General features: G+C 65.6%; 13 protein-coding genes. 9 read left to right on the top strand and 4 right to left on the bottom strand.

Translation table 11 applies throughout. The features are described 5' to 3' along the window. Positions 1 to 200: 200 nt before the first annotated feature. From APZ21_RS24195 to APZ21_RS24190, 3 genes are all read right to left on the bottom strand, one after another. Positions 201 to 1,343 (bottom strand): PLP-dependent cysteine synthase family protein, encoded by a 1,143-nt coding sequence (locus tag APZ21_RS24195; protein WP_019045639.1) that lies wholly within the window; start codon positions 1,341 to 1,343, stop codon positions 201 to 203. An 88-nt stretch (positions 1,344 to 1,431) separates the two neighbouring features. Further along, positions 1,432 to 1,821, bottom strand: coding sequence for a hypothetical protein (locus APZ21_RS36555; RefSeq protein WP_476739088.1), 390 nt, complete (start codon positions 1,819 to 1,821; stop codon positions 1,432 to 1,434). A gap of 205 nt (positions 1,822 to 2,026) precedes the next feature. Then, positions 2,027 to 4,297, bottom strand: a complete 2,271-nt coding sequence (locus APZ21_RS24190; protein WP_022567130.1) for a SulP family inorganic anion transporter — start codon at positions 4,295 to 4,297, stop codon at positions 2,027 to 2,029. A 375-nt stretch (positions 4,298 to 4,672) separates the two neighbouring features. Here APZ21_RS24190 and APZ21_RS24185 point away from each other — a divergent pair, with 375 nt between their 5' ends. From APZ21_RS24185 to APZ21_RS24155, 7 genes are all read left to right on the top strand, one after another. Continuing rightward, positions 4,673 to 5,128, top strand: a complete 456-nt coding sequence (locus tag APZ21_RS24185) for a BlaI/MecI/CopY family transcriptional regulator (protein WP_019045642.1) — start codon at positions 4,673 to 4,675, stop codon at positions 5,126 to 5,128. Further along, positions 5,125 to 6,066, top strand: a complete 942-nt coding sequence (locus APZ21_RS24180) for a M56 family metallopeptidase (RefSeq protein WP_022567131.1) — start codon at positions 5,125 to 5,127, stop codon at positions 6,064 to 6,066. Before APZ21_RS24185 ends, APZ21_RS24180 begins: the two co-directional genes overlap by 4 nt. A 91-nt stretch (positions 6,067 to 6,157) precedes the next feature. Further along, positions 6,158 to 6,733: a copper resistance CopC family protein gene (locus APZ21_RS24175; protein ID WP_138490489.1), complete on the top strand. Its 576-nt coding sequence runs from the start codon at positions 6,158 to 6,160 to the stop codon at positions 6,731 to 6,733. Between the two features lie 25 nt (positions 6,734 to 6,758). Then, positions 6,759 to 7,787 carry a cytochrome c oxidase assembly protein gene (locus APZ21_RS24170; protein WP_030202506.1) on the top strand — a complete coding sequence of 343 codons (1,029 nt, stop codon included), beginning with the start codon at positions 6,759 to 6,761 and terminating at the stop codon, positions 7,785 to 7,787. Continuing rightward, positions 7,784 to 8,575 carry a DUF3105 domain-containing protein gene (locus APZ21_RS24165; RefSeq protein WP_022567133.1) on the top strand — a complete coding sequence of 264 codons (792 nt, stop codon included), beginning with the start codon at positions 7,784 to 7,786 and terminating at the stop codon, positions 8,573 to 8,575. The genes APZ21_RS24170 and APZ21_RS24165 overlap by 4 nt, the downstream gene beginning before the upstream one ends. 56 nt (positions 8,576 to 8,631) lie before the next feature. Next, positions 8,632 to 9,264 (top strand): DUF305 domain-containing protein, encoded by a 633-nt coding sequence (locus APZ21_RS24160; RefSeq protein ID WP_019045647.1) that lies wholly within the window; start codon positions 8,632 to 8,634, stop codon positions 9,262 to 9,264. 165 nt (positions 9,265 to 9,429) lie between these two features. Then, positions 9,430 to 10,209 (top strand): M23 family metallopeptidase, encoded by a 780-nt coding sequence (locus tag APZ21_RS24155; protein WP_239476791.1) that lies wholly within the window; start codon positions 9,430 to 9,432, stop codon positions 10,207 to 10,209. A gap of 221 nt (positions 10,210 to 10,430) precedes the next feature. Here APZ21_RS24155 and APZ21_RS24150 read toward each other — a convergent pair whose 3' ends face one another. Next, positions 10,431 to 10,832 carry a heavy metal-responsive transcriptional regulator gene (locus tag APZ21_RS24150; protein ID WP_054815579.1) on the bottom strand — a complete coding sequence of 134 codons (402 nt, stop codon included), beginning with the start codon at positions 10,830 to 10,832 and terminating at the stop codon, positions 10,431 to 10,433. 66 nt (positions 10,833 to 10,898) lie between these two features. Here APZ21_RS24150 and APZ21_RS24145 point away from each other — a divergent pair, with 66 nt between their 5' ends. Next, positions 10,899 to 11,378: a hypothetical protein gene (locus APZ21_RS24145; protein ID WP_019045650.1), complete on the top strand. Its 480-nt coding sequence runs from the start codon at positions 10,899 to 10,901 to the stop codon at positions 11,376 to 11,378. Positions 11,379 to 11,493: 115 nt separating this feature from the next. Beyond that, positions 11,494 to 12,534, top strand: coding sequence for a sulfite exporter TauE/SafE family protein (locus APZ21_RS24140; protein WP_022567136.1), 1,041 nt, complete (start codon positions 11,494 to 11,496; stop codon positions 12,532 to 12,534). The last annotated feature ends 11 nt before the right edge of the window (positions 12,535 to 12,545 follow it).

Here is a 12,545-nt window from a genome sequence, read left to right as displayed (position 1 = left end):
ACCTCCCTCGTTGCTGTGGTGAACTCCCCGTCCAGGCACTCATGCCTGACTCGTAAATAATAACATGCGCATGTGCGCATGTGTATCTCTATTTGGCCGACCCGTGGATGACCCACCGCTGTTTGCTCGCTGTACCGCCATAAACGTTGCCGATCAACGAGGCATCATCCGGCCACTGCCGAAGCTGCGGATGGCCTGGATCATCGAGTGCTCCGCGAGAAACGCACAGAATCAACCGGCTGCGTTCGGTGAGGGGCGATGACAGTGGTGCAGCGTGTCCACGCCTGCACGACCTGCTCGGTGGGATGACCGATGGTGGCAGGCTCGATCGGTGGGCCGCTGTCGAGCAGCCCGTGACGGTGGCAGTACTCGTCGTTGAAGATGGTGTCGAAGTAGCGGTGGGGACCATCGGGGAAGACGGCCGCGATTCGGGTATCAGCTGAGTGATTCCCTGCTGCCCAACCCGCGACGAGCGCGACGGCGCCTACGCTCCAGCCTCCGGTGGCGTGGTGGGTGCCGGCCAGTGCGCGTGCGGCCCAGACAGCTTCGGCCGGTGCGACCCAGTGCACTTCGTCGAACGCGGCGTAGTCGACGTTGCAGGGGTAGATACTCGAGCCCAGCCCGCGCATCAAGCGGGTCCCCGCAGGTTGCCCGAATATTGTCGAGGCGATGGTGTCGACCCCGATCAAGCGCATGTGTGGATGGAATCGGCGCAGCACTCGCGCGATCCCCGCGGAGTGTCCGCCGGTGCCGACCGAGCACACCAGCACGTCGACGCGACCCAGCTGGGCGACCAATTCCAACGCCAAGGAGTCATAAGCATCGACGTTGTCGGGATTGTTGTACTGGTTCGGGCACCAGGCCGTGGAGTCGGCGTCGAGGAGTTCGGCGACCCGGTCGCATCGCGCAAGTTGCCATCCGCCGCTGGCGTGTGGCTCGGTGACGAGTTCGATCCGGGTGCCGTACGCGGCGAGCATGCTGCGCATCAGCGGCTCCATGCCTGGATCGGTGACGAGGGTGACCGGGTGTCCGAAGAATGTGCCTGCCAGCGCCAATCCCAATCCGAGGGTTCCGCTGGTGGATTCGATTATCCGTGCGCCTGGCAGCAATTCGCCGCGGGAGCGGGCGCGCTCGACCATGTGCAGGCCGGGCCGATCTTTCATGCCACCTGGGTTGGCCCCTTCGAGTTTCGCCCAGAACCCGCGCCCGCGCGGGGCCAGCGGTGGACCGATCCACAAGACCGGGGTGTTTCCGACCAGCGCGTCCGGCCGGAGGCAGCGTGCGGCCGTGGTGAGCAGGTTGGCGGGGGTGATTCGCAGTTCGTCGAGCAAAGCGTCGTCCATGAAGGTTTCCGTTCTGTTCGCCAAGAGCGTGTGACCGGCAGCGACCACTGGCCGACAGCAACTGATGCGTCGGCCTGGTGCTTGCCTGTCAGCAACGGCGGATACAGATTCGGATCAGACGTTCGGGGCCGCTTTGGACACGAACTGTGCTCGACCGCGGCGGACCGCGTAGCTGCGGCGTAGGCCACGGGTCGGTCCCGAAAAGTGGGTCAACCTGGTCGAGCATTCCGGGGCCGGTCTCGTCGGTGCGGGTCAGTACAGCGTCCGCCCGGACCCCGTTGTAGGAGCAATGGGTCGAGCCGCCGTCGAGATCGGTGTGCCTGCAGGCGGATTCGGTGATCGCATCCGATTCGGATGGGTCGACAACGAGGTGGCGATGACCGGTGGCGACAATGTCGCGAGATTCGAGTAGCCGACAATCAGCGATACCCGATGCCAGGACGACGCCAACAAGAATGAGCACAACGGCGCACCACATACCCGGAACGCGCACCCTGTTCCTCACGGCAGCCGATCGTACGCCGACGTGATCTTGAAAGCGGCAGACACATCGTCGCGGCGGCATGCCGCAATCAGTGGAGTGCGCCGCCACAACGATCGGGTCGTCTTCGCTGCCTCGCCAGACGCCGGGACCGGGCTCGCAAACCGGTGAGGCTGCGAGCCCGGTCGATTCGGGCACCTGATCAGATGCGCACGGCTTCTGGTATCAGTTCGTCGTGGTGTTCGGTGACTGTGTCTGTCCCGACGTGCCACACGGTGGCAGTGGCGATGTCGAAGAACAACCCCGCGATATGCACCGCGCCGGTGGCCGCTGCGGCCGCCACGACAGGGTGTTGGCGGGCGGTCGCGACCTGGACCGCGACGTTGACCATGCTCAACTGGTCGCGCGTATCGAATCCTGCCGCTGCGGCCGCCGCAGCGACCGGATGCCCGACAAGGTAGGCCTGCAAGCTGGGCCGAGCGTGGTCGAGCCACTCGCGGATGCTCGCAGACACCGGAGCGTCGTTGAGCAACGCGCTCATCGCGCCGCACCCGGAATGTCCGCAGATGATGATCGAGGAGACAGCCAATTCCTCGACCGCGAAGGCCAAGGCCGCTTCGACGGAGGCGTCGGCGTTCTCGGCTGGGATCAGGTTGCCGACGTTACGGACGGTGAACAGGTCACCGGGACCACTGTGGGTGATGACATTGGGAACCACTCGCGAGTCGGCGCAGGTCAAGAACAGCGAGGTGGGGGCTTGACTGTCGCGCAGTTCGTTGAGGTGAGCGCGCACTACCGGTGCTTGTCGGCGGTGGTAGCGCGAGATGCCGTCGAGCATGGGTCGCAACGGCCCAGATGAGAGAACAGGTTCGGTGGCCGTGTCGGTGTGCTGCCAGGCTTTCCATGGTTCCAGACCGCGGGCTTGCGCCGCGGCGGCGCGCTGAGGCGGCCCCTGGGTGGTGGCCGAGAGCGTGTCGGAGCCGAGTTCATCGATGAGGACGGTGCCGCCGGCTTCGCGGTGGCGGCGCTCCCATTCATGGAGCACCTCCGAGGCAGCGTGGTCGATGAAGTCGACAGTCAGTTCGACGGTGACATCGGCACCTTCGGGCACGGAGTCCAGCACAGTCGAAAGTTTCGGCAGCGACAGGAAGCTGCATGTTCCTTCGATGACGACCCGCCAGCGCCGCGAATCCGGGTCACCGACCGGTTCGGCGTGAATATCCGCACGGGAGGCGCGCCAGACGACCAGGGCGATCGCCACGATCAGACCGATCAGCACACCTTCGAGAAGGTTGAGGAACATCACTCCGGCCACGGTGATCAGGTAGACCCACAGGTCGCCGGTACGGCGCGCGAGGCGGATATGAGCCAGCTTGACCAGCTGGATACCGATGACGATCAACAGCCCGGCCAGAGCGGCTTTGGGGATCTGCTGCACGATGCCGGCCAACAGAACCGAGAACAACAGAATCCAGACGCCGTGCAGGATCGTTGATGCCTTACTCTTCGCGCCCGCCGCGACATTGGTCGCGCTGCGCACGATGACACCGGTGATCGGCAGGCCGCCGAGCATGCCGGAGGCGATGTTCGCCGTGCCCTGGCCGACGAGTTCGCGGTTCAGATCGGTCCGCGCACCGGAGTGCATCTTGTCCACCGCCACGGCCGAGAGCAAGCTTTCCACGCTCGCGATCAGCGCCACGGTCAATACGCCGGTAGCTACTGCCAGCCACTTGCCTTCGGGCAGCGTCGGTAGTGCGATCGCGTCGAACAAGGATCCGTTCATCACGATTCGCTCGACACCCAGCGGCGCCACCAACGACACCACAGTTGCCGCGACCACGGCGACCAGTGCACCGGGAATTCGTCCCAGTGCGCCGGGTACCTTCTTCCAGGACAGCAACGTCACGATGACGATGAGCCCGATCACCAGGTCTGCCCAGTGCAGGCGCGTCAGCTGAGTGGGCAGCTGACTGAGGTTCTGCCACACCGAGCTTCGCGATGTCCCGCCGAGCAGGACATGCACCTGCTGCAGGGCGATCGTGATACCGATTCCCGCGAGCATGGCATGCACGACGACGGGGGAAATCGCCAACGCCGCACGGGCGATTCGGCTGAGCCCGAACAGAATCTGCAGCACGCCGGCAGCGACGGTGATCGCACACGTGACCTGCCAGCCGAATTTCGCGACCAGTTCGGCCACGACGACGGTCAGTCCGGCTGCCGGGCCGCTGGCCAGCATCGGCGAGCCACCGACCGCGCCCGCGACGATGCCGCCGACGACCGCGGCGATCAGACCGGCCATGATCGGGGCGTCGGAGGCGATGGCGATCCCGAGTGACAACGGCAACGCCACCAGGAACACCACGACCGAGGCGGGCAGATCATGGCGCAGGACACCACGGAGCCGATCGCTCAGTGGTGGTTGTGGAGCTGGTAGGTCGCCTGCGCGCTCGGGCGCCTCGGCCTGGGACATGATTGTTTTCCTCCACCGGTGTCGGTCTACTGGCCGTCGACGGTGTGCCGTCGTCGGACGAGAGTGAGGGCTGATCGGTACAACGCCCACGGGGCTGCTCGAGGTCCGACGGGCGGATGGTTCCCTGCCGGGGGAAGTCATCGGCCCGTCGGACATGTGCCTACCTTGATGAGGGGAAGCGGCACGAACGGGAACTCTAGGACCAGGCCCGCTGCGGCGACCGTTGCCCACGTCACAATCCAGCTATCTCTAAGCCACTTCTCAGAAACAACTATGCTGCATAGTACTTAGCTGGTCGTAGAACTGGGCCGGGTCCCAATGGTCGGTGTGGATCCCGCATCGCCGATCAGCGATAGTTGATCGGTGGGTGTCTGCATGATTGCCACCTGGTCGCGCGGTGCAGCGACCATCGTCGAACTCCCGGGACGGTCGATCGACGGCAGTCAGGACGCACAGAGAGGCGAGATGATGAACGGACTGGGCACTCTGGAAGCCCGAGTGATGGACGTACTGTGGGACACCACCGAAGCGCTGACGGTGCGTGACATCCTCGAGCGGCTTCCCGACCCTTATGCCTACACCACCATCCTGACGGTCCTTACCCACCTGCACGAGAAGGAGTGGGTAGTGCGCGTCATGCACCGGCGGGCGTATCTGTACCGGCCGACGCGCTCACGTGCCGAAGCAACTGCCGAGGTCGTGCGCGGGATCATCGACTCCAGCAACGACCCCGAATCCGTGCTGCTACACCTGGCTTCCATCGTGACCGAGTCCGAATCCGAAGCGTTCCATCGGGGGCGTACCCGTCCGGCGAAGCGGTCGAAGAAATGATCATCGCCTTGGGAGCGACGTGGGCTGCGGCAGTCTTGGCACTCGCCGCACCGACCCTCTTGCACCGGATAACCCCGTCGATGAATCCCCGCGCTGCGCTCGGGTGCTGGCTGGCCTGCCTCGCTGCGGTAGTCGCACTGGGCGCGGTCGCGGTGATCGCGGCAGTGTGGCCCGGGCATGCGCCAGGCGTTGGCCTGGCAGAAGCGGCCCTGCGATGTCTGACCCGGGTCGTCCACGCGGTGCCGGTTTGGGTGAACGATCCGTTGACTGCCACCGGGCTGGCAGTGGTCGCCGCCTTGGCTATTCGCGTCGCGCGCAGTGCGCGGCGACATGCCCGTGCCGGAGCGCGGGTGCGCGCCTACCACCGCGATGTAGTCAGCGTGGTTGCTCGTCCGGGCAACGAGGAGATGCCCGTTATGTGGCTCGACCACCCGAAGCCGATGGCTTACAGCGTCGACGGCAGGCCGGGAATGGTCGTAGCCACCGAGGGATTGGCGCGCAAGCTCAACGATGGTCAGCGGCGGGCCGTGCTGGCGCACGAGTATGCCCACCTTCGTGGCGGCCACCATCGTCTGATTAGAGGTTGTGAAGTTCTGGCCGCGGCGCTGCCCTGGATTCCGCTGTTCGCCAGCGCGCCGAAAGCAGTGGCCGCTTTGGCCGAGTTCGCTGCCGACGACTCCGCTGCGGCCACCACCAGTCCCGCGACGATCCGTTCAGCTCTCTGCGCCGTCGCGGAAACGACCGGTGGTCAGCAATCTGCCACGCTGTCACTGGGGGGACAGGTCCTGCAGCAACGTCTGCAGCGATTGGAGCCATCGACCCAGCCGCAGCGATCGTCGCGGTGGATAGCGGTGAGCCTGTATCCCGTGTTGGCCGCGACAGCCGCGCCGACCGGCGTCCTCGCCTGTGCCGCAGCCGCTTGCCTGCTCGTGTCCTGACACCGAACTGGACGTCGAGGAACAACTATGTAGCATAGTTTTCGGCGCCGGGTCATCGCCCGCGCCGCGCGGCGACGACTGCCTCCGCGGAATGCGTACAACTCGGGAGGCCGGAATGGTTGGACGGACCATCGTTGTCGCACTGCTGGCAGCTTTGGCGGTGGCGCTTCCGGTCGGCCCGGCGAGTGCTCACAGCCAGCTCGACAGCTCGATACCGGCGGCCGGGGCCAGCGTCGACTCCCCTCTGACAATGATCGAATTGACGTTCAACCAGCAGATCGGGACCGCATTCGCCACCGTCGGACTAACCGACAGCAGCGGCACGAGCTGGGCCGCCCAGGTGTCGAAGGTCGAGGGCGAAACGGTGCGTGTCGCGGTGAGTCCGACGATGCCACCGCAGCAGTACACCGTGGCATACAGAGTGGTCTCCGATGACGGACATCCCATCACCGGCTCCTACGACTTCACCTACACCGCCGCGCCGACGGCCTCGACCGGAGTCGCGCCGGCAGATGCGCCGTCGAACATGGGTGCTGGAACTGGCGAATCTTCGGCTATGTCACCATCGTCGGGTGAACTCCCGTGGCCGCTGATCGGGATACTGATTGCCCTGGTCATCGGTGGCACGGTCGTGACGCTACGTGCCAGCAAGCGATCGCAGCGCTGAGACGTTCGACGTGAATCTGGCCACCATGACTGTGTCGGACCTGCTCGCCACGTCGATCCATGTGCCCGACTCGGCACCGTCGGTCGGTTCGATGCTGGCGTGGAATCCACAGCCGGTTCCTGTCCTTCCCGCGCTCGCGGTAGCAGCTGCCGTGCTCTATCTGGCCGGCCTGGCGCGGCTGCGCCGGTTGCGGCGGCCCTGGCCGTGGTGGCGCACCGCGTGCTTCCTCGGCGGGTGCCTGCTGCTGGCGGGAACGACCGGCCTGGGTATCGAAGGCTATGGATACCAGTTGTTCAGCGTCTGGATGTTCCAGCATCTGACGCTGTCGATGACGATCCCCCCGCTGTTGGTGTGGGGCTGTCCTGGCCTGATGTTGCTGCGCGCGACACCGCACCACGGGCTCGGACGGCTCGTCCTCGTCGGGGCGGTGAGCGGATTGCGTAGCCGCACCGCGCGACTGATGTTGCATCCTGGATTCACCATCCCGCTGTTCTTGTTCAGCTACTACGGGATCTATCTGACGCCGGTGTTCGACGCTGTCGGGTCCACGGCCGTCGGTCACCAAATGCTCGAACTGTTCTTCCTGCTCAGTGGCTTGTTGTTCGTCGTGCCAATCCTGTCGGTCGGTCCACTGCCCATCCGCCAGACCAACCTAGGGCGATTCTTCGACCTGTTCGTGGAGATGCCGCTGCACGTGTTCTTCGGCGTCATCTTGATGATGGGGACCACTCCGATTGTGGAGCTGTTCGCTGATCCGCCGCCGGATTGGGGAATCGACGCGATGCGCGACCAATATTTGGCGGGAGCGCTCGCGTGGTCCTACGGCGAACCGGTCGCGCTCGTCGTGGTCATCGTTTTCGCGATTCGCTGGCGGCGCGACGAATTGCGCGAGAACGCCGTCGCCGACCATCGCGCCGACCTTCTCGGCGACGCCGAACTGGCCGCCTACAACGCCTTTCTCAAGAACCTCCATCCGACTACCGCCTCGCACACCGGCGATACGCCAGCCCACTCCATTCCTGTCGGCTCGACAGCACAAGGGAACATCGAATGATCAACAAATCTAGACCCCCGGCAGGCAACAGGAAACGCGGCTCTCGCGCGGTCAAGAAAGCCGCAGTAGGGAAGGTCGCTCGCAAACAGCCACCGTGGCCATTGATCGGGGCGACGGCAGCCATCATCGCGTTGACCGCCGGACTCGCCTGGCATTACGTGCCCAAGTACCGCGAGTACACCGAAGCCCAGCGCTACGTTCCCGGCACCAGTCAGCCGGACCCCTCCGATCGCATCGACGGAGTCACCAAGCAGGAATACCCGGCTGGCAGTCACGTCCGCGCGACCCAGCGCGTCGCCTACGATCAGTCCCCGCCGTTCGGCGGCCCGCACGACCAGAGCTGGGCAACCTGCACAGGCGAGGTATACGCAAGCCCGATCCGCAGCGAGAACGCCGTCCATTCGCTCGAACACGGCGCCATCTGGGTCACCTACAACCCCGATCGTCTCGACACCGAGGACCTCGCCGCATTGCGAGACGAGGTAGACGGCAAGCCTTACATGCTGATGTCGCCCTACCCGAACCTGGATTCGCCTGTGGCGCTTCAGTCGTGGGGGCGTCAGCTCAAACTCGACAACGTCGACGACCCCCGCATCGCGCGGTTTGTCACGGCCTTGCGGCAGAATCCCAACACCCATCCCGAACCGGGTGCCAGTTGCGCCACCCCCGGGGCCGGTTTCAACCCCGACGCGCCGCCCCCGTTCGACCCGGCCCCACCGGGACCCGATGCCGTCCCGCTCAACCCGGCCGGTAGTGGTTCCACCAATCCGTCCGGAGGTCGACGGTGACTTCTGAGCCCAAATCGGTGTCGGCCGCACCCGAGCGGTCCCGATCCACCTCGATCATGGTCGCGGTGGTAGCCGCCACGCTGCTTGTGGGTCTGCTGGCCGGATTCTGGGCGCGCGGCATGGTGGTTACGGACACGTCGGAGCCAGCGCTCGATGTCGTCGATGTGGGGTTCGCTCAGGACATGGCTACGCATCACGATCAAGCTGTCGAGATGTCGGCGATGGCGTTGACGCAAGCGGTCGACCCCGAGGTCCGGACATTGGCCTTCGATGTCCTGACGAGCCAGCAGAGCCAGCTGGGGATGATGCGCGGCTGGCTGATGCTGTGGGATCGGCCGGTGGCCTCCGAGCAACCGATGCTGTGGATGAGCACGCCGGATGCGCATACGCCAGGATCGGCCCATCAGATGCCGGAGCAGAAGTCGATGAGAATGCCAGGAATGGCGACAACCGAGGAACTCGCCGACCTGCGAAGGACTCGCGGTACAGACTTCGACACCCGGTATCTGCAACTGTTGCTGCGCCACCACGAGGGCGGCGTGACGATGGCGCGGACGGCGCGCGACAACGCAACGATCCCTGCCGTCGCGGCACTGGCCAAACAAATCGATAACGCACAGACCGCCGAATCTCGAACCCTCCGTGACATGCTCGCGCAACGCGGTGCACCCGCGCTGCCGATGAATTGAGTTCTGCAACAAGCCTGGGTTCTGTCCCGAAGCCGGTCGCGGAATGGTCACGGCCAGGTACAGTTTGTGTCACGTCGTAGCAACAGCCATCGGTGTCACCTCGCCCGTGAACCCGCCTCACGACAACTCTGATCGACGTAAGGAAAAGTTGTGCCCCACCATCGCGTGACCTCTGGTTCCATTCCCGTCAAGGACCTGCTCGGTGATGTCACCGTCGAGCGCGTGGCTCGGCATCGCACACCTGACAGCTCTACTGACAGGTTCAAAGGGGTAGCGGGTGTCGCGGTGGCCGCAGGTGCCCTGCTCGGCACGATGGCGCAGGCAGCTCCGGCAATGGCGGCATCGACAGACCAAGGGGCCGAAGGGGTTTCGGACTCGGTCGAACTTCCCGACCTGGTTGCGCCCGCCCCGGCGCCGGTCGCTGCCCCATTCGGGTTGGCGGGCCTGCCCGCGGAACTCGCCGGACCGCTAGCCCAGGCCGAGCAGGCCATCCAGGATTTCCAGAAGATCTCCCAGCCGGTGGCGCCCCCGGTTGCGGCACCCGCGGTTCTTCCCGTCGGCGGAGAGATCAGTTCCGGATTCGGCAGCCGCTGGGGCGCGTTCCACTACGGTGTCGATATCGCCGACTCGTTGGGCACCCCGATCCGCTCCGCGATGGGCGGAACCGTCATCGAAGCCGGTCCCGCGTCCGGATTCGGCCAATGGGTACGGGTGCAGCAGGACGACGGCACCATCGCGGTGTACGGACACATCAACGACTACTACGTGCAAGCCGGAGACCGAGTCGACGCCGGTGACGTGATTGCCTCTGTCGGCAACCGCGGCCAGTCCACAGGTCCACACCTGCACCTCGAGATCTGGGACGAGAACAGCAACAAGATCGATCCTGTCGCGTGGCTCGCCGGCAACGGCGTTCTCACCGAGCAGCGTTGGGGCGCCGACTGATCCGCCGCCTCGGTAGGTCCGATCGATCGCCATGAGCAGCCGTAACGGCTTGCATTTCGGCCCTGTGAAAACGATCAGCCACCGAGTGCTAGGCGCACGTGTGATTCCTTCCCCGGCGCCGATCGAACAAGATCCAATCTACTATGCATCATAGTAGATGCCTGTAGCGACATCTCAGTGGACCCAGCGGGGAAGTTCCTTATGGTGTTCGACCAGCGGGGCTACACCTGGGTCTCGAGGATCCAGCACACGCCTGCGGTGTCACGGGGGCTGGGCGGTTCGCCTTCAGCGGTTTCGAGCAGTGCGCGCAAGTGGGATTCGAGAGTGGTGAGCTCGGCGATCTGGGCTTGGACGTGTTCGAGGCGGTCGTTGAGCACGGTGCGAACGTGTCCGCAGGGTTGTTCGCCGGTGTCGTGGATGGCCAGGATCTGGGCGGCTTCGCGCAGGGACAGGCCAGCGGATTGGGCGCGGCGGATGAAGTGCAGGCGGGTGACGTGGGCGGTGGTGTAGTCGCGGTATCCGCTGGGGGTGCGATCGGGTTCGGGCATCAAACCTTGGCTTTCGTAGAACCGGATCGTCTTGGTGGTGACACCGCTCGCGGCGGCGAGTTCGCCGATCTTCATTGCATGCCTCCTCGATGTCGAGCCTACGGACCGCCTCGCAGGATTTTGCGTGGCTAGGATCGCTGTGTGATCGCCGCCCTGCCCCAGCGACGCCGCGCCGGTTTCCTCCGGCTCGCGGTGATGCTGGCGGCGTTGGTGGGTGTGGCGCTGATCCAGGGCGCGCAATGCCATGCCGCGTCGATGGCGGGAATGACCATGCCGACCATCGGGACGTTCGCCACCGGCCCGTGCGGGCCCATCACCGCCGACGCCGATCCCGGCGATCATCACGATACGGCGGCCGCCCCGATACAGGATCAGCCCACCGTCATCGCGGATGACCTGATGGCCGCCCCCGACGATCACCAGACCGAGGCTGCACCGGCGGCGGGGCTCGCGATGGCATGCCTTGCAGTGTTCCTGGCACTGCTGACAGTGCTGGCGATCGCAGGCTCGCTGCGACGAGCCCTGCTCATCGGGCGCTATCACCAGCCGCCGAGTCCGGTTCTGCGCTCTGTGCTGCCCAGGCCTCCCAGCCTGGCCGAATTGTGCATCCTGCGGACATGACCACTGTGCGCTCCACGTCCCTCGCCTAGCGATGGGACGATCCCGTGCTGCGTCGCCGACGCCACGGGAGTGCCTGTGCACGTGTCGTTCTCCCTGATACGCAGGAGTGTCTTTCGTGAACCTTGTTCCTGTCCTTGTCACCGGCTTGTTCGCCGGTGGCGTGTCCTGCGCCGCCGTGCAAGGCGGCCTGCTGGCCGGGGTGATCACCCGGCAGCGACGTGCGGCGACCACCGAATCGGGTGGTTCGCGTGTCGCGGCGAGCACCCGACTGGGTGACGACCTCGCCCCGGTCGGCGGATTCCTCGCCGGAAAACTCGTCTCCCACGCCGTGCTCGGGGCGCTGCTGGGAGCGCTCGGTGGGGCTGTCGAATTGTCGGTGAGCGCCCGGACATGGCTGCAGATCGGCGCCGGGGTGCTGATCGTCGTTTTCGGGCTCGCCCAACTCGGTGTGCCCGGATTCCGGCGGATCGTGATCGAGCCGCCCGCGTCGTGGATGCGCGTGGTGCGCGACGGCGCCCGATGGCAGTCCGCGGCGGCTCCGGCGCTGCTGGGGGCGTTGACTGTGTTGCTGCCGTGCGGGGTCACTCTCTCGGTGGAGGCGTTGGCGTTGGCCTCGGGCTCGCCGTGGTGGGGTGCGGCCACGATGGCGGTGTTCGTCGTGGGCACCGGGCCGTTGTTCGCGCTGCTCGGCTACGCCGCCCGCGTCACGGCCACCGCGTGGCGGGGCCGGTTGGCCGCGCTGACCGGCGTGCTGGTCCTGGGTATGGGTCTCTACACCCTCAACGGTGGCTTGGAACTGGCCGGATCTCCACTGGCCGCCGCCCGCATCGCCGAATCACTCGGCTCACCCGTCCCGGCCGCCGACCCGACCGGCGCGGTCATCGCCGACGGGATTCAAACCGTCACGGTCACCGCCCGGACCGGCGCCTACAGTCCAGCCAACATCGCAGTCCAGGCCGGGCTGCCGACGACGTTGGTCGTGCAGACCAACGGCACCCAGGGCTGCATCCGATCGCTGGTCATCCCCAGCCTCGACATACAGAAGATCTTGCCCAGAACCGGCCAGACGCGCATCGAGCTCGGGTTGCTGGCGCCGGGCCGGTTGGACTACGCCTGCGGCATGGGCATGTACACCGGCCACCTCACCGTCAACTGAGAGGAGACGAA

The sequence above is a fragment of the Nocardia arizonensis genome (assembly GCF_001310275.1).
In the GTDB taxonomy this organism is placed as follows: Bacteria; Actinomycetota; Actinomycetes; order Mycobacteriales; family Mycobacteriaceae; genus Nocardia; species Nocardia arizonensis.
The sequence above is the reverse complement of the archived record's forward strand: the minus strand, read 5'-3'. Positions and strand labels throughout refer to the sequence as shown.

Coding starts and splice junctions, on each gene's coding strand:
- APZ21_RS24195 (WP_019045639.1), bottom strand. CDS start 1,343: ATGGACGACGCTTTGCTCGACGAACTGCGAATCACCCCCGCCAACCTG.
- APZ21_RS36555 (WP_476739088.1), bottom strand. CDS start 1,821: ATGTGGTGCGCCGTTGTGCTCATTCTTGTTGGCGTCGTCCTGGCATCG.
- APZ21_RS24190 (WP_022567130.1), bottom strand. CDS start 4,297: ATGTCCCAGGCCGAGGCGCCCGAGCGCGCAGGCGACCTACCAGCTCCA.
- APZ21_RS24185 (WP_019045642.1), top strand. CDS start 4,673: ATGATTGCCACCTGGTCGCGCGGTGCAGCGACCATCGTCGAACTCCCG.
- APZ21_RS24180 (WP_022567131.1), top strand. CDS start 5,125: ATGATCATCGCCTTGGGAGCGACGTGGGCTGCGGCAGTCTTGGCACTC.
- APZ21_RS24175 (WP_138490489.1), top strand. CDS start 6,158: ATGCGTACAACTCGGGAGGCCGGAATGGTTGGACGGACCATCGTTGTC.
- APZ21_RS24170 (WP_030202506.1), top strand. CDS start 6,759: ATGACTGTGTCGGACCTGCTCGCCACGTCGATCCATGTGCCCGACTCG.
- APZ21_RS24165 (WP_022567133.1), top strand. CDS start 7,784: ATGATCAACAAATCTAGACCCCCGGCAGGCAACAGGAAACGCGGCTCT.
- APZ21_RS24160 (WP_019045647.1), top strand. CDS start 8,632: ATGGTCGCGGTGGTAGCCGCCACGCTGCTTGTGGGTCTGCTGGCCGGA.
- APZ21_RS24150 (WP_054815579.1), bottom strand. CDS start 10,832: ATGAAGATCGGCGAACTCGCCGCCGCGAGCGGTGTCACCACCAAGACG.